Origin of the sequence: Bradyrhizobium sp. SK17 (assembly GCF_002831585.1) — a bacterium.
Lineage (GTDB): Bacteria > Pseudomonadota > Alphaproteobacteria > Rhizobiales > Xanthobacteraceae > Bradyrhizobium.
Map to the genome: position 1 here is coordinate 3,071,039 of NZ_CP025113.1, position 19,052 is coordinate 3,090,090.

The following is a 19,052-nucleotide window of genomic DNA, read 5'->3' on the forward strand; positions in this document are numbered from 1 at the left end:
CGACGCGACACTCGTCAGTCAGCTCAGGGCGTGCAGCAATCAGTTGGACGTCAGGACAGCGGCGGTGCGCGGGAATGGAAGGCCGCGGGCGCCGATTTCAGATGGAGGAATTCGGCGCTGGTGGTGCGAAACAGGAGCTCGACGGCTTCGGGGAGCAGCAGGACCGGCGGTGCCGTGAACAGCACGCTGCTCGCGAGCGAGACGACGGCGCAGATCGCGCAATGGTCGGCCGGATGCCGGTCGCGGTCCTGTTCGGTGGGCGGCTGCGTCCCGGTGACCTGGACCGCAAGGTCCGGCGTCGCCGAGGTCCCGATATAGGCGAGATCGGTCAGCGTCAGGCCGTTCTGGATCGCGGGGGCTGCTTGCGCAGCCGCGATCGGATGGAAATGTCCGAACGACAGCACGAACTGGACGGCGAGCGCGAACAGCGCCAGCCGCGAGCCAGTCCTGATGCGTCTCCGGAACCATTTCATGCCGATTGAGCCCCATCGATCGGGACGGCGCTCATCACCCCAGCGGCCCGATGTTACATTATAACATCGGAGGCAGGCCGCGATGTCAACGGTGGTTCAGACACACTGTATCGATCCGTTGCTAGTGTGTGATTGCAGCAACGGCCGTGGTTGGATGTCGGGAGTTCTCAGCGCCCTTCGCGCAGCCAGGTTGCGGCGAATGCGCCGAGCAACAGCAAGAGGCCGACCAGGCCGGCGAACATCGGCAGCACGCCGACGCCCTTCACGACGCTGGCGTCGCGCATCTTGACGCCGAGCCAGCCGTCGCCGCGGAAGATCGAGGACGCCCGCACCGGCACGATACGCGGCATGTCGAGGCTCGATCCGTCGACGATGCGCCGCGCGTCGCCGCCGGTCGCCTGCGTCAACGGCTTCAGGGTCTCGGTCGTCGAGGTGACTTCCGAGAATTCCTTCGGGTTGGTCGGGCCGACATTGATCAGCGCCTTAAGGGTGCCGTCGGTGGCTTGCCAGAGACCAAGCTCGCTTGCCGGCAGCGTGGCGCGCCACTCGCCGGGATCGCCGGCGGTCAGGGTCAGTTCATGGGTGGCGCCGCTCGGCGACGTCACGGTGACCGGCGCGACGGTGTCGGCCATGGTCTGGCGCACCACCATCAGGTCCTTGCCCTGCACCTGCATGCGCAGCGCCTCTTCATCGAGATCGGGCTGCTTCATCAGCCAGTGCGACACCCGTCGCAACAGATCGAGATGCGGGCCGCCGCCCTCATAGCCGCGCGCCCACAGCCAGATGTGGTCGGTGAGCAGCAGCGCAACGCGGCCTTCGCCGAACCGCGACAGCAGCAGCAGCGGCTTGCCGTCGGCGCCGGTCATGACCGGCGGCGTCACCGCGTTGCGGGTGTCGACGGTGCGGAAGAACCGGCTCCAATGCGGCGGCTCGGCGTTCGAGCCTTCCAGCCCGCGCGTCACCGGATGGCGTTTCCCGGCGTCGCTCAAGTGTGCGTAGAACGGCTTCTCGGTGACGCCGACCGGTTCGGCCGGCAGCACCGAATCCAGCGGCGTGCGCCAGATGCTGGTGGTCGAGGCATAGTCGGGGCCGGCCGACACCAGCACCGCTCCGCCGGAGCGGACATAGCGCGCGATGTTGTCGAAATAGGCGATCGGCAGCACACCCTGGCGGGCGTAGCGGTCGAAGATGATCAGCTGGAATTCGTTGATCTTCTGCTGGAATAACTCACGGGTCGGAAACGCGATCAGCGACAGCTCGTTGATCGGCGTGCCGTCCTGCTTCTCCGGCGGCCGCAGGATGGTGAAGTGCACGAGATCGACGCTGGGGTCGGACTTCAGCAGGTTGCGCCAGGTGCGTTCGCCGGCATGCGGCTCGCCGGAGACCAGCAGCACGCGCAGCTTGTCGCGCACGCCGTCGATCGAGACCACGGCGCGGTTGTTGACCGGCGTGAGTTCGTTCTCGAGCGGCGAGGCCTCGATCTCGACGATGTTCGGGCCGGCATGCTTGATGTCGATGTCGACGCTGGAGGTCTGGCCCGAGGTTAGCGTCCGCTCGTTGATCACTTCGCCGTCGCGGCGGACGGTGACCTTGGCACGCTCGCCGGTGACGCCCTGGTCGTCGAGCCGGTAGGTGATGGTCTGGGTCTGGCCGACGATGCCGAAGCGCGGCGCCGCCGTGATCGCGATGCGGCGGTCGCGCTCGTCCTTGCGGCCGGTAATCAAGGCGTGCACCGGCGCCTGGAAGCCGAGCGCCTGGGTGTTGGCCGGAATATCGTGCACCCGGCCATCGGTGATCATGAAGGCGCCGGCGACGCGCTCGACCGGAACATCCGACAGCGCCGAGGTCAGCGCGCCGAACAGCTTGGTGCCGTCGGTTTCGCCGTCGGCCTGGCCGGCTTCGACGACACGGACCTCGAGGCCCTTGATCTGCTTCAGGCTGTCGACCAGCGCCTGCCGCGCCTTCTCGGTCTCCTGGTTGCGCGTGCCGAAGTTCTGGCTCGGGCTCTTGTCGACCACGACGACGGCGACCGAGGACAGCGGTTCGCGGTCCTCGCGGGTGAAGGAGGGATTGGCCAGTGCGAGCAGGATCAGGGCCAGCGCAGCAACGCGCACCGCGGCGCCGCGCGCGCGCGACACCAGCAGCAACAGCGCAATGACGACGATCGCGCCGAGCGCGAGCCACAGCACGAGCGAAGGAACCAGCGGTGTGAACGCGATACCGTAGTTCATGACGCAAACCCATCAGCGTCGTCATGGCCGGGCTTGTCCCGGCCATCCACGTCTGCCTTTCCGTCTACAGCAAGGAAGACGTGGATACCCGGGACAAGCCCGGGCATGACGGCGAAGTTGTGGAGACAATGTTTGCTCATGATCCGCATCATTGTCCCAGCCGCTCGATCAGGGCAGGTGCGTGCACCTGGTCGGCCTTGTAGTTGCCGGTCAGCGTGTACATCACGATGTTGACGCCGGCGCGGAAAGCGAATTCGCGTTGGCGCGGCTCGCCCGGCGTCAGCGGCAGCATCGGCTGGCCGTCGGGACGGATCGCCCAGGCGCCGGCGAGATCGTTCGAGGTGATGATGATCGGCGAGACGCCGTCGCCGCCGCGCGCCGGGCGCTGCGCCGCTTCCTCGTCATCCTCGCGCGGCAGCGCCTCGACCCAGGTCTGGCCGGTGTTGAAGCGGCCGGGGAAGTCGCGCAGCAGGTAGAATGTCTTGGTCAGCACGTGCTCGCGCGGCACCGGCTCGAGCTCCGGCACGTCGAGGGTCGACAGCAATTCGCGCAGCGTCTGCATGCCCGGCGTTTGCGAGGCCCCGTTGTCGCCCGGCGGCGCTTCGACGGCGTCGCGGGTGTCGAAGATCACGGTGCCGCCTTGCTTCATGTAGGCGTCGATCTTGTTGATGGCGTCCTGCGGCGGCTTCGGCGCGCCCGGCACGATCGGCCAGTAGATCAGCGGGAAGAACGCCAGCTCGTCGCGCGCCGGATCGATGCCGACGGGATCGCCGGCTTCCAGCGCGGTGCGCTGCCCGAGGAACAGCGTCAGTCCGGACATCCCGGCCTTGACGATGGAATCGACGTCGGCGTTGCCGGTGACGACATAGGCGAGCCGGGTCTGCGACACCGCCTTGATGGCGAAGTCGTCGGCAGCGCTGTTCTGCGCGCGCGTCGGCGAGGGCACCATCATCGTCGCGAGCGCGAAGGCGAGCGCGAGCACCGCCGGCGCGGCGCGCCGCCGGATCAGCGCCGCAAGGCCGCCGCCGAGCATCGCCACCACGATCGCATCGAGCAGGAACAGCGCCAGCGCGGTCGACAGCATGATGCCGCGCAGGTCTCGCGGCTCGGCGTTGGTGTAGCTCGCATGCGTGGCGTGCAGCGCGGAGGTGTCGAGCGGCGCGATGCGATCGGCTGAAGCGAGCGTGTTGACCGCGATCGGGCTCTCGGCGGTGCCGTAGAAGCCGGGCGGATGCTCCGCGGTGCCGCGGTCGCGATAGTCCGCCGACATCGGCCGCGCGGTCGAGGGCGGCGGACCGAAGGCGCCGAAACCGTCGAGCGTGCGCAGCGGCGCAACCGTCTCGGCGTTGGGGTCGCTGGCGACGCCGGGGCCGGGCTTCGAGGTGTAGCCGGACATGTCGATCAGCCGCCGCAGCATCTCGACGAAGGTGCCGGACATCGGCAGATCCGACCAGCGCATGTCGGCGCCGACATGGAACAGGCTGACCACGCCCTTGCCGCGATGCTCGCCGGTGACCAGCGGCGTGCCGTCCTCGAGCGAGGCCCAGCTCTTGGTCGCGAGCACGGCATCGGGCTCGGCCAGCACCTGGCGGTTGACGGTGATGTCTTTCGGCACGTTGAGGCCCGCGAACGGACCGTCGGCTGCGAACGAGGCCATGTGCTGCGGCTTCTCCCAGGTCAGGCTGCCGCCGAGCGTGCGGCCGCCGCGGCGCAGCTTGACCGGAACGAGGTCGTCGTCGGCCTGGGCGAGGCGGGGACCGGCGAAGCGCACCAGCACGCCGCCTTGCTCGATCCAGGCGTTGAGACGGTCGCGGATCTCCGGCGACAGCGTGCCGACATCGGCCATTACGATCATCGGCAGCCGCTGGTCGAGGAATTGCGCGATCACCTGCTGCGGCGCGCCGCGATCGCCGAGCCTGACGTCAGCGAACGGCGACAGCGCGCGCGACAGATAGAAGGTCGAGGCCAGCAGCGGCTGCGCGGTGTCGCTGCTCGATCCCGAGACCACGCCGATGGCGCGGCGGCGCCAGCGCCGGTCGAGCAGCTGCACGGCGCCGGCGGAATGCTCGCCGGAAATCTCGAGCCGCGCGATGTCGTTGCGCAATTCGACCGGAAGATCGAAGGCGGCCTCGGTCTCGCGCTCCTGCGGACCGAAATTGTAGCGCGCCTCGCCGATCGGCGAGCCCTTGGCATCGACCGCGCGCACCGTGCCGGCCGCGAGGCCGTTCTCGGTGCGCAAGACCTTCACTGTCATCTTCGCCGCCGCGTTCTCGGCCGCGACCAGCGCCTGCGCCGGCTGCGCGCCGCCGGCATAGATCGTCAGGTTGCGGTTCTCGATCACCTTGCCGAGGCCTTCGGTGAACTCGCTGCCGCGGCCAGTGTCGACGCCATCCGACAGCCAGGCGATGTCGCAGTCGCCGGTCGATTTGAGGAAACGTTCCAGCGTCGGGAGGGTGTCGACGCGGTCGACCGAGTACGGCTTCGGCGCGAGCTGGCGCAGTGCGACGCGTGCGGTGCCGGCCGGCATCAGCGTGATGTCGCGCGCCGGCTCGGACAGCGGCACCAGCGCGACGCCGCGGCGGTCGCTGTCGGCATTGGCGATCAGCTCGTCGGCGGCCCTGATCCGCGCGTCCCAGCTCGAGGCCGCGCTCCAGCCATCGTCGAGCAGGATCACCAGCGGCTGCTTGCCGGCGGCAACGCCGGTCTGCGGATTCCAGATCGGACCGGCGGCGGCGAGAATGACCAGCGCGGCGGCGGCGAGCCGCAGCAATGTCAGCCACCACGGCGTGCGCGACGGCGTCTCCTCCTTGGGCGCGATGTCGAACAACAGCCGCGTCGGCGGGAATTCGACCCGCCGCGGCCGCGGCGGCATCACCCGCAGCAGCCACCACAGCACCGGCAGGCTGACCAGCCCCAAGAGCAGCAGCGGTTCGGCAAAGGAGAGCGGGAGGCCGGCGATCATGCGCTGCGTCCCGCTTTGACGGGTGAGCGGCCGCCACCCTTGCTGACCATCATGCCGGCGTGCAGGAACAGCAGCAGTTCGGCGGCGGAGCGGCTGGTGGTATGGGTCGAGAACAGCCAGTCGAGCCGATTGGTCTCGGCACGAATCTGGTCGCGATGCAGCGCGACCCGGGCGACGTAATCGCTCGCCCAGCTTTCGGCGCGGCCCGCAGTGATGACGCTGCCGGCCTCGGGCTCGACGAATTCGACGCGGCCGGAATAGGGGAAGGTCTCCTCGGCCGGATCGACCACCTGGACCATCGTGCCATGCGCGCCTGACGAGGCGAGCCCGGCCAGCATGGTCGTGATCTCGGTCAATGGCGACCAGAAGTCGGATAACACCACGATCTCGGCGAGCGACGACGGCACGAATGACGGCGGCAGGCTGGCGCGCGTCGTTTCGTCATGCAGCATCGCCTGCGCCATCTTGTCGATCACGGCGCGGCTGCCGGTCGGGTTCATCAGGCCGGGAACGCCGACCCGCTCGCCGCCGGCGACCAGCAGTTCGGCCAGCGCAAAGGCGACGATCAAGCCGCGCTCGAGCTTGCTGTCGCGCGCCTCGCGCGAGGCAAACGCCATCGACGGCGAGCGGTCGGGCCAGATCCACACCGTGTGCGCGGCCTCCCACTCCTGCTCGCGGACATAGAGATGATCGTCACGCCCGGAGCGGCGCCAGTCGACACGCTGCGCCGGCTCGCCCGAGACGAAGCGGCGATATTGCCAGAAACTCTCGCCGGTGCCGGCGCGACGGCGGCCATGCAGGCCATGGATGACGTTGGCGGCGATGCGGCGGGCTTCGAGCACCAGGCGCGGCAGCGATGCGGCGAGCGTGCGGCTTTCGCCATCTGCACGTCGAACCGCAAGGATCTCCCCGTTCTGTTGCCTGGTGTCAGCGGCCATCAACCAATCCGCGTCTTCAATTGCTTGATCACGTCGGGAATGGTGCGGCCCTCGGCGCGCGCCGCGAAGGTCAGCGCCATGCGGTGCTTGAGCACGGGCTCGGCCAGATCGAGCACGTCGTCGATCGACGGCGCGAGCCGGCCGTCGAGCAACGCGCGGGCGCGCACCGCGAGCATCAGCGACTGGCTGGCGCGGGGGCCCGGTCCCCAGGCGATCAGCTTGCCGGCGTCGCCACCCTCGGTGCCGGGACGCGCGGCGCGAACCAGCGTCAGAATCGCCTCGACCACGGAATCGCCGACCGGCAGGCGCCGCACCAGGCGTTGTGCCGTGAGCAGCGTCTCCGCGTCCATCGACGGCTTGGCCGTTGCCTCCTCGGCACCGGTGGTCTCGAACAGGATGCGCCGCTCGGCGTCGCGATCGGGATAGTCGACGTCGATTTCCATCAGGAAGCGATCGAGCTGCGCCTCGGGCAGCGGATAGGTACCCTCCTGCTCGAGCGGATTTTGTGTCGCGAGCACGTGGAACGGCTTCGGCAAATCATGCCGCGCGCCGGCAATGGTGATGTGCTGCTCCTGCATGGCTTGCAGCAGCGCCGACTGGGTGCGCGGGCTGGCGCGGTTGATCTCGTCGGCCATCAAGAGCTGCGCGAACACCGGGCCTGAGATGAAGCGGAACGAACGCTTGCCGGCCGAGCTCTCGTCGAGCACTTCGGCGCCGAGAATATCCGACGGCATCAGGTCGGGCGTGAACTGGATGCGCTTGGCATCGAGCCCGAGCGTGACGCCGAGCGTCTCGACCAGCTTGGTCTTGGCGAGGCCGGGCACGCCGATCAGGAGTGCATGGCCGCCGGAGAGGATCGTCACCAGGGTGTTCTCGATCACGCGATCCTGGCCGAAAATCACCGTGGAGACCGCTTCCTTGGCGGCCTTGATCTGGCCGGCGACCTGTTCGGCCGAGCGGACGATCACATCCTCCAGTTTTTCGACGCTGTCTGCACCAGCCATTCGGTCCGCTCCTTACTCGACGATCCGCGTGATTCCCGCGTCGCCATCTGTCGTCATCGCCTGGCCCACATGCTAAACCTGCACGAAGGCCATGTATTCGTTGAATTAAACTATCCCCACCTTATCGGTATTTCAGAGTATGAACGGCATCACGATGTGGCGAGAATGACATCCCGACCACATCTCAGGATACGTGCACCAAATGTGCCAGATTGAGGGTAGGAAATTTAAGGCAAACAATGGCGAAGCAAGGGCAGAGCGATCCCGGCGGTGAAACTACGGGTCTCGGAAAGACGGGTCTCGAAGGGCTCACCACCGCCGCCAATCAAGCTGCGGCATCCGGTACGGCCGGACGCAAGGGCCTGCCGCCGGTTCATTTGTGGAATCCGCCATTCTGCGGCGATCTCGACATGCGAATCGCGCCCGACGGCACCTGGTTCTACATGGGAACGCCGATCGGCCGGCCCGCGCTGGTGCGGCTGTTCTCGACGATCCTGAAGCGCGAGGACGGCAAGCACTTTCTCGTGACGCCTGTGGAGAAGGTCGGCATCCGCGTCGACGACGCGCCGTTCCTTGCCGTGGAAATGCAGACCGAGGCCGACGCGCGCGGCCGGCTGCTCAAGTTCCGCACCAATGTCGACGACTGGGTCGATTGCGAGAAGGGGCATGGCCTCCGATTCGAGGCGGCCGAGGATGGCGGATTGACGCCCTATCTGCATGTCCGCGCCGACCTCTGGGCCAAGGTCACCCGCGCGCTCTATTATGATCTGGTTGACATGGGCGAGGAGCGGATGGTCGATGGTCAGCAGATGTTCGGCATCGAGTCCGGCGGCGAGTTCTTCGCGATGGCCGATGCCAGCCAGGTGAGGGACGCACTTTGAACGAGCCGTTGCTGAAGGTGAAGCCGGCGACGATCAGCTCGACGGAATTCTTCGCGCGGGCCCATACGCGGCTCAATTTCGAAGTGCCGCCGGGCCTGGTCGATCCGCATATCATTCCGCGCACCGGCGATTCCGGCAACGACCGCATGCTCGAGATCGTGGCGCAGGAGCAGCCGGTGCGGCCGGCCGCGGTGCTGATCCCGGTGGTCGACCATCCCGAGCCGACCGTGCTGCTGACGCAGCGCTCGCCGCATCTGTCGAGCCATGCCGGCCAGATCTCGTTTCCCGGCGGCAAGATCGATGCCACCGACGCCTCGCCGCTGGATGCCGCGCTGCGCGAGGCCTGCGAGGAAGTCGGGCTGAAGCGGGAATTCATCGACCCGGTCGGCTATCTCGACCTCTATGGCACCGCGTTCGGCTTCCGCATCCTGCCGACGGTCGCCAAGGTGAAGCCGGGATTCACCTTGAAGATTAACGAGGCCGAAGTGGTCGATGCATTCGAGGTGCCGCTCGCCTTCCTGATGAACCCCGAGAATCACCAGATCCACACCAAGGAATTCCGCGGCATGGACCGCTCCTATTATGCGATGCCGTTCGCCGAGCGCTACATCTGGGGCGCGACCGCGGGCATCCTGCGTGTGCTCTACGAGCGGATCTATCTGTCATGATCCGCACGGTGTTGACCGAGATCGGAGTCTTTCTGATCCCGTTCGCGGTCTATGCCATCTTCCTCATCGCGACGCGGTCCGGCGTGATGCTGCCGGCATCCTGGCCGCTCGACATGCTGGCGAAGCTGACGCTGGCGGCGCTGGTGCTGGTCATCATCAGCTTCCTGCTGCTCGCCGAATTGACCGGCGCGCCGCCGAACTCGACCTACGTTCCGGCCCATATCGAGAACGGCAGGCTGGTGCCGGGAGCTGAGAGATGAGCGGAGCGCGCCTGCTGTCCGACGCGCCGTGGCTCGCTTCGGGGCCGGCCGCGCGCGTGCTCGGCCTGCTCAATGCCGACGGCGAGGAGGCGCGGGTGATCGGCGGCGCGGTGCGCAACGCGCTGATGCGGATTCCGCTCGCCGACATCGACATCGCCACCACGGCGCTGCCGGAGGAGGTGATCCGGCGCGCCAAGCGGGCGGGCATCAAGACCGTGCCGACCGGCATTGAGCACGGCACGGTGACGCTCGTCGTCGACGGCCAGCCCTTCGAGGTGACGACACTGCGCGAGGACACTGAGACCTATGGTCGCAAGGCCAAGGTGGCGTTCGGGCGCGACTGGGTGCGCGACGCCGAGCGGCGCGACTTCACCATCAACGGCCTGTCGGTCGACGCCTCGGGCGTGGTGCACGATCATGTCGGCGGCCTTGCCGACATCGAGGCAAGGCGGGTCCGCTTCATCGGCGATCCCGCGCAGCGGATCGCCGAAGATTACTTGCGCATCCTGCGCTTCTTCCGTTTCCACGCCGCCTATGGCGCCGGCGAAGTCGATCGCGCCGGCTATCTCGCCTGCATCGGCGGCCGCGCGGGATTAGCCGGCCTCTCGGCCGAGCGCATCCGCATGGAGATGCTCAAGCTCGTGGTCGCGAACGGCGCCGCGGGCGCGGTGGTCGCGATGGCGGATGGCGGGTTGCTGCAACCGCTGTTCGGCGGCGTCGCCTATACCGGACCGTTCGCGGCGATGATCGGGATCGAGGGCCTGCTGGCGCTTGCGCCGAGCGCGATGCGCCGGCTCGCCGCGCTGACGGTCGCCGTCACCGAGGACGCGCGCCGGGTCGCAAGCCGGCTGCGGCTCTCCAACGCCGAGGCCAAGGCGCTGGATTCGATGGGCCATCGCTGGTGGCGCCTGCCCGGCATGGACGAAGCGCATGCCAGGCGTCGGCTCTACCGGCTCGACGAGGGGCCCTATCGTGATCGCCTGCTGCTGGCTTGGGCGCGAACCGGCGCGGGCCCCGATGTCGAGCAGTGGCGCGCGCTCGCGACGTTGCCGCAGCGCTGGCGCGCGCCTCACTTTCCCTTGAGGGCGTCGGATTTCATCGCGCGCGGCATTGCCGAAGGGCCGGCATTGGGGCATGTACTGACCTTGGCCGAGGATGCTTGGCTAGCCGCGGATTTTCCGCTCGATCCGCAGGTGTTGTCTGGCATCGCCGACCAGACCGTTTCCCGTTTCACCCGCGACCATCGGCTTTGAATTTCCTCTCCGGCTTCTCAGACATCTCGCTCCTTCAGCTTGTTCTCGTCGCCGCCGTCGCCCTGTTTGCTTCCGTGATCGGCGGTCTCGCCGGCTATGGTACCGGCGCGTTGATGCCGCTGGTGCTGGTGCCGCTGGTCGGCGCCGAGCCGGTGGTGCCGATCATCGCGATCTCGTCGATCTTCACCAACACCAGCCGCTTCGTCGCCTTCGTCAGGTTTGCCGACCGCCGCAAGGCGATCATCGTGATCGTGGCGGCGTTGCTCACCACGGCGCTCGGCGCCTACGGCTACTCGCGGCTGACCGGCGCCGGCGCGTCGCTGGTGATCGGAAGCATGCTGATCCTGAGCGTGCCGCTGAGGCGGTTGTTGCGCAAGCACAGCGTCAGGATCGGGGAACGTGGATTGGCGGCGGGTGCCGTTGGTTACGGCGTGCTGGTCGGCGGCACCGCGGGCTCCGGCGTCATCCTGCTATCGCTGCTGATGGCGGCGGGGCTCGAAGGCGCCGCGGTGGTCGCGACCGATGCTGTGATTTCGCTGACCAGTGCCGCGGTCAAGATTTCGGTGTTCGGCCTGACCGGCATCATCACCGCGCAAGTCCTGGCGCTCGCATTCCTGATCGGCCTGGTCGCCATTCCCGGCGCGTTCCTGGCCAAGGCCTTTGTCGAGCGGATGCCGGTGCATATCCACACCGCGATCCTCGATGCCGCCGTGATCACCGGCGGCGCGGTGATGATCACGAACGCGCTGCGCGCGTTCTGAGACGGAAGGCAGACGATGCCGCCGGCGCCTGCCGGGCAGCATCGCGCCAACGAATCTCACGCCGCTTTGCGCTTCTTCTTGCGGTCGCCGTCGTCGTCCTCGTCTTCGTCGTCCTCTTCTTCCTCGTCGTCGTCTTCTTCGTCATCTTCCTCGTCGTCGTCTTCGGGATCGAGCGATTCGAGTGCGACGAGCGGCAGGGTTTCGCGGAACAGGTCGCCGTCCGTGCCCATCCAAAGGCACTCGACCTTGTCCTCGTCGACTTCCACCACCGTGATCGGATGGCCGCCGGATTTCAGCATGACGACATCGCCTGGTTTCAGTTCCATGATTTTCCCTCCGCGCATGATGACGCGGGCGGCACGCTAGCGACCGGTGATGACAGTCAAATCACGGCCGGCGGCGGGATCGATGGAATTGACGTGGAAAACAGCCGCGATGCTTGTTTGGGCATGATCTTCTCGGACAACGAGCTTCCACGTTTCCGGATCATGCTCTACTGCGCGGCAGGAACCAGTTCGGTCAGCGAGCGGATGATGCGGTCGGGCTTGATGGTCGATCCCGGCGGCAGCCCGACACCGTGCACGTCCATCCAGATCGCGTAGATGCCGAGCCGCTGCGGCGCCACGACTTCCCACTCCAGATTGTCGCCGATCATCCAGGTATCCGCCGCGGTGACGCCGAGCGCGTCCATCGCGTGCAGATAGGCGCGCTCCTCCGGCTTGCCGAAGCCGTGCTCGCCCTCGATCTGGATGTGATCGAAGCGATGGCCGAGCGCGAAACGCTCGACCTTGGCGCGTTGCATGTCGGCGGCGCCGTTGGTCACCAGCGCGAGCTTGATGCCGAGCGCCTTGAACCTATCAATTGCCTCATGCGCGCCGGGGAACACGAACATCTCTTCCTCGCGATAGGCGGTGAAGCGATCGGCGATGCGGTCGGCGAGGTCGTCCGGCAGCGCGCGGTGGCCGGCCGCGGCGAGCTGGGCGAAGCCGCCCTTCACGGTCAGCCGGCGCGCTTCGCCGAGCTTGATCCGCCAGATCGGCTCGGCGGTCGACCAGAATTGCCGGGCGTAGGCCAACAGCGCGGTGGCGACCTGATCCGGGGCAGGGGCGCGAGCTCCGCGGCGAATTCGGTGGTGATCGTGTTCCAGGCGATCTCGGGACGTCCATAGGCCGACAGGATGGTGTCATCCATGTCGATCAGCATCGCGCGTGGCAGCTTGGTCACGGCCATTTCACCTCCGGCGGCAGCGACGACAGGATCGAATCCACATTGCCGCCGGTCTTCAGCCCGAAGATGGTGCCGCGATCGTAGAGCAGGTTGAACTCGACATAGCGCCCGCGGCGGACCAACTGCTCGTCGCGATCCTCCGCGCTCCAGGCCGCCGCGAAATTGCGCCGTACCAGGTCGGGATAGATGTCCAGGAAGCTGCGTCCGACGTCCTGGGTGAAGCCGAGATCGGCTTCCCAGTCGCCGCTGTCGTGCCAGTCGTAGAAGATGCCGCCGATGCCGCGGGCTTCCTTGCGATGGGGCAGATAGAAATATTCGTCGCACCATTTCTTGTACTTGTCGTAGTCGGCGACGCCGTTCGGCCCGCTGCACGCCGCCTTCATCGCGGCATGGAAGGCGACCGTATCGGGGTCTTCCTGGGTGCGCCGCCGGTTCAGCACCGGCGTCAGATCCGCGCCGCCGCCGAACCACGCCTTGGTGGTGACGACGAACCGGGTGTTCATGTGCACCGCTGGCACGTTCGGATTGCGCAAATGCGCGATCAACGAAATGCCCGACGCCCAGAACCTGGGATCATCGGCGGCACCGGGAATCTGGGCGCGAAATTCGGGAGCGAACTCGCCATGCACGGTCGAACAGTGCACGCCGACCTTCTCGAACAGCCGGCCCTTCATGATCGACATCACGCCGCCGCCGCCGGGCTTGCCGGTGTGGTCGGTGCGGTCCCAGGGGGTGCGCACGAACCGGCCGGCGTCGCCGGAATAGAGCGCTGCGGGGGCATCGTCCTCGAGCTGCTCGAACGCGGCGCAGATCTGGTTGCGCAGCGTCTCGAACCAGCTGCGCGCACGCGCCTTGCGGTCTTCGATGATGGCGGGGTCTGTGGGCAGCATGACTAACCTTGCGGGCCGAAGTAAGTGCAGCTCTCGTTGCAGCTGTCGCGATGGACGCTGACGCGGGTCAGCTTGCCCGCGTGCTGCAACCGCTCCCAAATGAAGCGCGAGAGGTTCTCCAGCGTCGGTACGCCGATCGCCTCGATCCTGTTCAGGAACTTGTGGTCGAGCGTCTTCTGCACCTCGGCCATGGCGCGCTCGAGCAGGCCGAGATCGACCACCATCCCGGTGTTCGGATCGGGCGTGCCGCGCACGGTAACCTCAGCGCGAAACGAGTGACCGTGGATCTCCTCGCTGGCAGTGCCAAAGGTCGTTCCGGACAGCGCATGCGCAGCCTCGAACCGAAACGCTTTCGTCAATTCCCACATCTCTCTCAACAATCCAGTTCTGTCTCTAGGTTGGTCGCGTTTTCTCAATGCGAACCGGTACCCACTTCGCTTGAAAACGCTCCGGTTGGTTCAACGTATTCCGAGCGTCTTGTGCGTCTGCACGCTGAGGCGCCATTGCGGGTGCTTCAGGCAGTATTCGATCGCGCGCTCGGTATTCTCGATCACGTCGGGGCCGTCCATCGGTTGCAGCGAGAAGCGTTCGAATGACAGCCCCGCGAAATCCTCTGGTCTGTTTTCCGGCTGCGGATAGACCAGCTTCAACTCGTGCCCCCTGCGGACCACGAGTTCGGATGCGGCCTTGGGGCTGACGCAGATCCAGTCGAGCCCGTCGGGCGGCGCGATGGTACCGTTGGTCTCGATCGCGATCGCAAAGCCGTGGCCGTGCAGGGCCTCGATCAGGTCGGTATCGACCTGGAGCAGCGGCTCGCCGCCGGTCAGCACCACATAGCGGTCGGCATCGCCCCCGGTCCATTGCGCCGCGATGGTGCCGGCGAGCTCGGCGGCGTCGGCATAGCGGCCGCCCAGCGTGCCGTCGGTACCGACGAAATCGGTGTCGCAGAACCGGCAGACGGCGCCTGCGCGGTCCTGTTCGCGGCCGCTCCAGAGGTTGCAGCCGGCGAAGCGGCAGAACACGGAGGCCCGGCCCGCATGGGCGCCTTCGCCCTGCAGGGTGAGAAAGATCTCCTTGACCGCGTAGCTCACCAAAAATCCCTTAAATTGCCGAACCTGCGGACGGCGAGCCGGCAAATCCTGAACCCGTCTGCCGCAGCGCCTCGCCGACGGCCATGGCCGCCGAGACGGCCACATTGAGTGAACGCATGGTCGGCCTGATCGGAATCACCAGCCGTGCATCCGCAGCGGTCACCACCGCATCGGTAACGCCAGCCGTTTCGCGCCCGAACAGCAGCACATCGGAGGCCGCATAGGTGAAATCAAGGTATGATTTCGCGGCCTTGGTCGTGAACAGGACCAGCCGGCAGCCGGCCTCGGCCCGCCACTCCTCGAATTTCGACCATGAGTCGTGACGCTTCAACCGCACATGGTCGAGATAGTCCATACCCGCCCGGCGGAAATTCCGGTCCGAGGTGTCGAATCCCGCCGGTTCGATGATATGGGCTGCCACGTCCAGGCAGGCGCAGAGGCGCAGAATCGTCCCTGTATTCTGGGGGATGTCGGGCTGGAACAGCGCGATCTGCATGGTGCGGACGACCTGTGAAATCCGGATGAAATTGTCTCAATAAAACATCGCCCGGCGCGGATTTCGTGCATTGCACGTGTGCGAGCCGATAGCGGGCTTGCGCTCGTCCGGCAAGGGTGCCAATAGAACGATTCTGGACTGCTGTTCCGCCATTTGGGGTGGGGAATAGCAGTTTTCTGCCGCCGCGGGGGCCGCGGGCGCCGGCAGCCTTTCTTGGGGCGCTCTCCGCGTCTCCGGGGCGGTTCCACCGGCTGCAGAAAAGAAAGGGCTAGGAATCGTGACGACAGCGTCTTCGGCGGACCATCCGACACGCCGTGATTTTCTTTACGTAGCAACCGGAGCTGCCGCCGCCGTAGGCGCAGCCGCCACCGTATGGCCGCTGGTTGCCCAGATGAACCCGGACGCCGCGACGATCGCGGCCGGCGCGCCGATCCAGGTCGACCTGACGCCGATCGCCGAGGGCCAGGACATCAAGGTCTTCTGGCGCGGCAAGCCGATCTACATCAGCCATCGCACCAAGAAGCAGATCCAGGAGGCCCAGAGCGTGGCGCTCTCCAGCCTGCCCGATCCGCAGCCCGACTCGGCGCGCGTCAAGGCCGGCCACGACCAGTGGCTGGTGGTGATCGGCATCTGCACCCACCTCGGCTGTATCCCGATCGCCCATGAGGGCAATTACGACGGTTTCTTCTGCCCCTGCCACGGCTCGCAATACGACTCCTCCGGTCGTATCCGCCAGGGGCCGGCGCCTGCCAACCTGGCGGTGCCTCCCTACGCCTTCCTTTCCGACACCAAAATCCAGATCGGCTAAGTCCCGGACCCCCGGGGCTGCGGCTTCCACTTGGACCCATCGCGTCGTTTTTCTTCTTCAGGATCGCATCAATGAGCGGACCATCTGATTTCCAACCGAGCAACCCCGCCTTGAAGTGGATCGAACGGCGCCTTCCGATCTTCGGCCTGATCCACTCTTCGTTCGTGGCCTATCCGACGCCGCGCAACCTGAACTACTGGTGGACCTTCGGCGCCATCCTTTCGATGATGCTGGGTCTACAGATCCTGACCGGCGTGATCCTGGCGATGCACTACACGCCGCATGCCGATCTCGCCTTCAAGTCGGTCGAACTGATCGTTCGCGACGTCAATTACGGCTGGCTGCTGCGCAACATGCATGCCTGCGGCGCGTCGATGTTCTTCTTCGCCGTCTACATCCACATGTTCCGCGGCCTCTATTACGGGTCCTACAAGGAGCCGCGCGAGGTGCTCTGGATCCTTGGCGTCATCATCTACCTCTTGATGATGGCAACCGGCTTCATGGGCTACGTGCTGCCGTGGGGCCAGATGAGCTTCTGGGGCGCCACCGTCATCACCAATCTGTTCTCGGCCGTGCCGTATTTCGGCGAGAGCATCGTGACCCTGCTGTGGGGCGGCTATTCGGTCGGTAACCCGACGCTGAACCGCTTCTTCTCGCTGCACTACCTGCTGCCGTTCGTGATCGCCGGCGTGGTCGTGCTGCACATCTGGGCGCTGCACGTCGCGGGTCAGAACAACCCGGCCGGCGTCGAAGCCAAGACCGAGAAGGACACGGTGCCGTTCACGCCCTATGCGACGATCAAGGACGCGTTCGGTGTAGCCTGCTTCCTGATCTTCTTCGCCTGGTTCATCTTCTACATGCCGAACTATCTCGGCGACGCCGACAACTACATCCCGGCGAACCCCGGCGTGACCCCGGCGCACATCGTGCCCGAATGGTACTACCTGCCGTTCTACGCGATCCTGCGTTCAATCCCGAACAAGCTCGCCGGCGTCGTCGCGATGTTCTCGGCGATCATCATCCTGTGCTTCCTGCCCTGGCTCGACAGCGCACGGACCCGGTCGTCGAAGTATCGTCCGCTGGCCAAGCAGTTCTTCTGGATCTTCGTGGTGGTCTGCATCCTGCTCGGCTATCTCGGCTCGCAGCCGCCGGAAGGCATCTACGTGATCGCCGGCCGCATCCTGACGGTCTGCTATTTCGCCTACTTCCTGATCGTGCTGCCGCTGCTCGCCCGTATCGAGACGCCGCGCCCGGTGCCGAACTCGATCGCCGACGACGTGCTGGCGAAGAGCAAGGGCAGGGCGGCGACCGCGGCTTCGGTGGTGCTCGCGCTGGTGCTGGCCGGTGGCCTGTTCGCCGGCAGCACCCAGAACGCCAAGGCCGAAGAGGGCGGCGACGTCCCGCCGGCGCAGAAATGGTCGTTCTCCGGCCCTTTCGGCAAATATGACCGCGGCTCGCTGCAGCGTGGCCTGAAGGTCTACAAGGAAGTCTGCTCGGCCTGCCACAGCCTGAACTACATTGCGTTCCGCAACCTCGCCGATCCCGGTGGTCCCGGCTATTCGGAGGCACAGGCCGCCGCCTTCGCGTCCGACTACAAGATCAAGGATGGTCCGAACGACCAGGGCGAGATGTTCGAGCGTCCGGGCCGCACCGCGGACTACTTCCCGGCGCCGTTCCCGAACGAGCAGGCCGCGGCCGCGGCCAATGGCGGCAAGGCGCCGCCGGATCTGTCGCTGATGACCAAGGCGCGGTCCTACAAGCGCGGCTTCCCGCAGTTCGTGTTCGACTTCTTCACCCAGTACCAGGAGCAGGGACCGGACTACGTCGACGCCATCCTGCAGGGCTTTGAAGACAAGCCGCCGGCCGGTGTCACCGTCCCGGAGGGCACCTACTACAACAAGTACTTCCCCGGCCACGCCATCAAGATGCCGAAGCCGCTGTCCGATGGTCAGGTGACCTACGACGACGGCTCGCCAGCGACGGTCAAGCAGTACGCCCACGACGTCACCACCTTCCTGATGTGGGCCGCGGAGCCGCGCCTGGAAGAGCGCAAGCGGATCGGCATGCAGGTGTTCGTGTTCCTGATCATCTTCGCGCTGCTGATGTACTTCACCAAGCGCAAGGTCTGGGCCGACGCCCACTGAGCTTCGGTGATCGCGAGTTTGAAAAAGCCCCTTCGGGGCTTTTTTGTTGACCTGCGTCATTGCGAGTGCAGCGAAGCAATCCACCTATCCGTGATGCGCAGGCATGGATTGCTTCGCTGCGCTCGCAATGACGGCGAATGGATTGCGTCCGCCACCGAGTGCGGACAAAATGCCGGTCAATCAGCCGGCAAACATTGCGGAGGAACCCATGGGTACGATCATCAACTTCAAGCGTCCGGACGGCAAGGAAGCGTCGGGCTATCTCGCCAACGCGGCGCGCGGCAATGCGCCGGGCGTGGTCGTGATCCAGGAATGGTGGGGATTGCAGGACCAGATCAAGGGCATGTGCGACCGCTTCGCGCGGGCCGGTTTCGATGCGCTGGCGCCCGATCTCTACAAGGGGACGGTGGTGCCGTATCACGACACCGACGCGGCGGGCAAAGAGATGAACTCGCTCGATTTCATGGACGCCACCACCCAGACGGTGCGCGGCGCCGCGCAGTACCTCGCCAAGAACGGCGCCAAGGTCGGTCTCACCGGCTTCTGCCTCGGCGGCGCGGTGACCATCATCGGCGCCACCAAGATCCCGGAGTTGACCGCCGGCGTGGTGTTCTACGGCATTCCGCCGGAGCAGGCAGCGAAGCCCGCGGACGTCCGGATTCCGCTGCAAGGGCATTTCGCCACCAAGGACGATTGGTGCACGCCGGCGCTGGTCGATGGTTTCGAGAAGGGGATGAAGGCCGCGGGCAAGTCGCTGGAGCTATTCCGCTACGATGCCGAGCACGGTTTCGGCAACGAGCAGCGCCTGTCGGTGCACGACCGCCACTGCGCGGAACTGGCCTGGGACCGCGCGACCGAGTTCTTCCGGAAGCACCTGGGGTAAGCGAGCTAGCCGCAAACTCCGCGTCGTCCCGGCAAAAGCCGGGACCCCTATACGCGGCGGCGGTAATGGGTACATTGGCAGT

The 19,052-nt window shown here is 66.3% G+C and carries 18 protein-coding genes and 1 pseudogene; 8 read left to right on the plus strand and 11 right to left on the minus strand.

Annotation, left to right across the window (positions count from 1 at the left end; all coding sequences use genetic code 11):
- Positions 1-50 precede the first annotated feature (50 nt).
- The 5 genes from CWS35_RS14300 to CWS35_RS14320 all read right to left on the minus strand — a co-directional run bounded on the left by CWS35_RS14300 (position 51) and on the right by CWS35_RS14320 (position 7,608).
- Complete coding sequence (locus CWS35_RS14300) at positions 51-473, minus strand: DUF2946 family protein (RefSeq protein WP_100952269.1); 423 nt, start codon at positions 471-473, stop codon at positions 51-53.
- A 167-nt stretch (positions 474-640) separates the two neighbouring features.
- Positions 641-2,704, minus strand: coding sequence for a hypothetical protein (locus CWS35_RS14305; RefSeq protein WP_100952270.1), 2,064 nt, complete (start codon positions 2,702-2,704; stop codon positions 641-643).
- 148 nt (positions 2,705-2,852) lie between these two features.
- Positions 2,853-5,663, minus strand: a complete 2,811-nt coding sequence (locus CWS35_RS14310; protein ID WP_100956347.1) for a DUF4159 domain-containing protein — start codon at positions 5,661-5,663, stop codon at positions 2,853-2,855.
- On the minus strand, positions 5,663-6,604 hold the full coding sequence (locus CWS35_RS14315; protein WP_024580440.1) for a DUF58 domain-containing protein: 942 nt from the start codon (positions 6,602-6,604) through the stop codon (positions 5,663-5,665). The genes CWS35_RS14310 and CWS35_RS14315 overlap by 1 nt, the downstream gene beginning before the upstream one ends.
- Positions 6,604-7,608, minus strand: coding sequence for a MoxR family ATPase (locus tag CWS35_RS14320; RefSeq protein WP_024580441.1), 1,005 nt, complete (start codon positions 7,606-7,608; stop codon positions 6,604-6,606). Before CWS35_RS14320 ends, CWS35_RS14315 begins: the two co-directional genes overlap by 1 nt.
- 239 nt (positions 7,609-7,847) lie before the next feature.
- On the opposite strand from CWS35_RS14320, the gene CWS35_RS14325 reads away from it, so the two are divergent.
- From CWS35_RS14325 to CWS35_RS14345, 5 genes are read left to right on the plus strand one after another with little or no spacing between them, the layout of a single operon-like run.
- Positions 7,848-8,489, plus strand: coding sequence for a DUF1285 domain-containing protein (locus tag CWS35_RS14325; RefSeq protein WP_100952271.1), 642 nt, complete (start codon positions 7,848-7,850; stop codon positions 8,487-8,489).
- A 32-nt stretch (positions 8,490-8,521) separates the two neighbouring features.
- Positions 8,522-9,157 (plus strand): CoA pyrophosphatase, encoded by a 636-nt coding sequence (locus tag CWS35_RS14330; protein ID WP_371682871.1) that lies wholly within the window; start codon positions 8,522-8,524, stop codon positions 9,155-9,157.
- A complete protein-coding gene (locus tag CWS35_RS14335; RefSeq protein WP_100952273.1) occupies positions 9,154-9,417 on the plus strand; it encodes a DUF6111 family protein in 264 nt (87 codons plus the stop codon). Before CWS35_RS14330 ends, CWS35_RS14335 begins: the two co-directional genes overlap by 4 nt.
- The gene (locus CWS35_RS14340) at positions 9,414-10,670 is read left to right on the plus strand and encodes a CCA tRNA nucleotidyltransferase (RefSeq protein WP_100952274.1); all 1,257 of its coding nucleotides are present in this window, start codon (positions 9,414-9,416) and stop codon (positions 10,668-10,670) included. The genes CWS35_RS14335 and CWS35_RS14340 overlap by 4 nt, the downstream gene beginning before the upstream one ends.
- Entirely contained in the window at positions 10,667-11,431 is a 765-nt protein-coding gene (locus CWS35_RS14345; RefSeq protein WP_024580446.1) for a sulfite exporter TauE/SafE family protein, read from the plus strand. Before CWS35_RS14340 ends, CWS35_RS14345 begins: the two co-directional genes overlap by 4 nt.
- A 56-nt stretch (positions 11,432-11,487) precedes the next feature.
- Here CWS35_RS14345 and CWS35_RS14350 read toward each other — a convergent pair whose 3' ends face one another.
- The 6 genes and pseudogenes from CWS35_RS14350 to CWS35_RS14380 all read right to left on the minus strand — a co-directional run bounded on the left by CWS35_RS14350 (position 11,488) and on the right by CWS35_RS14380 (position 15,135).
- Complete coding sequence (locus CWS35_RS14350) at positions 11,488-11,757, minus strand: YodC family protein (RefSeq protein WP_168226456.1); 270 nt, start codon at positions 11,755-11,757, stop codon at positions 11,488-11,490.
- A gap of 167 nt (positions 11,758-11,924) precedes the next feature.
- Positions 11,925-12,661, minus strand: a pseudogene (locus CWS35_RS14360) (HAD family hydrolase).
- Positions 12,652-13,548, minus strand: a complete 897-nt coding sequence (gene hemF / locus CWS35_RS14365) for an oxygen-dependent coproporphyrinogen oxidase (protein ID WP_210202794.1) — start codon at positions 13,546-13,548, stop codon at positions 12,652-12,654. Before hemF ends, CWS35_RS14360 begins: the two are co-directional and overlap by 10 nt.
- 2 nt (positions 13,549-13,550) lie before the next feature.
- Entirely contained in the window at positions 13,551-13,916 is a 366-nt protein-coding gene (locus tag CWS35_RS14370) for a 6-carboxytetrahydropterin synthase (protein WP_024580450.1), read from the minus strand.
- 90 nt (positions 13,917-14,006) lie between these two features.
- The gene (gene queE / locus CWS35_RS14375; protein ID WP_024580451.1) at positions 14,007-14,639 is read right to left on the minus strand and encodes a 7-carboxy-7-deazaguanine synthase; all 633 of its coding nucleotides are present in this window, start codon (positions 14,637-14,639) and stop codon (positions 14,007-14,009) included.
- A gap of 10 nt (positions 14,640-14,649) precedes the next feature.
- Positions 14,650-15,135 carry a tRNA (cytidine(34)-2'-O)-methyltransferase gene (locus tag CWS35_RS14380; protein ID WP_024580452.1) on the minus strand — a complete coding sequence of 162 codons (486 nt, stop codon included), beginning with the start codon at positions 15,133-15,135 and terminating at the stop codon, positions 14,650-14,652.
- Positions 15,136-15,412: 277 nt separating this feature from the next.
- On the opposite strand from CWS35_RS14380, the gene petA reads away from it, so the two are divergent.
- From petA to CWS35_RS14395, 3 genes are all read left to right on the plus strand, one after another.
- Positions 15,413-15,943 (plus strand): ubiquinol-cytochrome c reductase iron-sulfur subunit, encoded by a 531-nt coding sequence (petA, locus tag CWS35_RS14385; RefSeq protein ID WP_024580453.1) that lies wholly within the window; start codon positions 15,413-15,415, stop codon positions 15,941-15,943.
- Between the two features lie 71 nt (positions 15,944-16,014).
- Positions 16,015-18,087 carry a cytochrome c1 gene (locus tag CWS35_RS14390; RefSeq protein WP_024580454.1) on the plus strand — a complete coding sequence of 691 codons (2,073 nt, stop codon included), beginning with the start codon at positions 16,015-16,017 and terminating at the stop codon, positions 18,085-18,087.
- A gap of 208 nt (positions 18,088-18,295) precedes the next feature.
- Positions 18,296-18,970: a dienelactone hydrolase family protein gene (locus CWS35_RS14395; RefSeq protein WP_024580455.1), complete on the plus strand. Its 675-nt coding sequence runs from the start codon at positions 18,296-18,298 to the stop codon at positions 18,968-18,970.
- The last annotated feature ends 82 nt before the right edge of the window (positions 18,971-19,052 follow it).

Bases quoted from the DNA above. Each gene is read 5' to 3' on its own strand.
- CWS35_RS14305 (WP_100952270.1), bottom strand. From the start codon at position 2,704: ATGAACTACGGTATCGCGTTCACACCGCTGGTTCCTTCGCTCGTGCTG.
- CWS35_RS14395 (WP_024580455.1), top strand. From the start codon at position 18,296: ATGGGTACGATCATCAACTTCAAGCGTCCGGACGGCAAGGAAGCGTCG.
- CWS35_RS14320 (WP_024580441.1), bottom strand. From the start codon at position 7,608: ATGGCTGGTGCAGACAGCGTCGAAAAACTGGAGGATGTGATCGTCCGC.
- CWS35_RS14315 (WP_024580440.1), bottom strand. From the start codon at position 6,604: ATGGCCGCTGACACCAGGCAACAGAACGGGGAGATCCTTGCGGTTCGA.
- CWS35_RS14350 (WP_168226456.1), bottom strand. From the start codon at position 11,757: ATGGAACTGAAACCAGGCGATGTCGTCATGCTGAAATCCGGCGGCCAT.
- CWS35_RS14380 (WP_024580452.1), bottom strand. From the start codon at position 15,135: ATGCAGATCGCGCTGTTCCAGCCCGACATCCCCCAGAATACAGGGACG.
- CWS35_RS14335 (WP_100952273.1), top strand. From the start codon at position 9,154: ATGATCCGCACGGTGTTGACCGAGATCGGAGTCTTTCTGATCCCGTTC.
- CWS35_RS14325 (WP_100952271.1), top strand. From the start codon at position 7,848: ATGGCGAAGCAAGGGCAGAGCGATCCCGGCGGTGAAACTACGGGTCTC.
- hemF (WP_210202794.1), bottom strand. From the start codon at position 13,548: ATGCTGCCCACAGACCCCGCCATCATCGAAGACCGCAAGGCGCGTGCG.
- CWS35_RS14390 (WP_024580454.1), top strand. From the start codon at position 16,015: ATGAGCGGACCATCTGATTTCCAACCGAGCAACCCCGCCTTGAAGTGG.
- CWS35_RS14300 (WP_100952269.1), bottom strand. From the start codon at position 473: ATGAAATGGTTCCGGAGACGCATCAGGACTGGCTCGCGGCTGGCGCTG.
- CWS35_RS14370 (WP_024580450.1), bottom strand. From the start codon at position 13,916: ATGTGGGAATTGACGAAAGCGTTTCGGTTCGAGGCTGCGCATGCGCTG.
- CWS35_RS14340 (WP_100952274.1), top strand. From the start codon at position 9,414: ATGAGCGGAGCGCGCCTGCTGTCCGACGCGCCGTGGCTCGCTTCGGGG.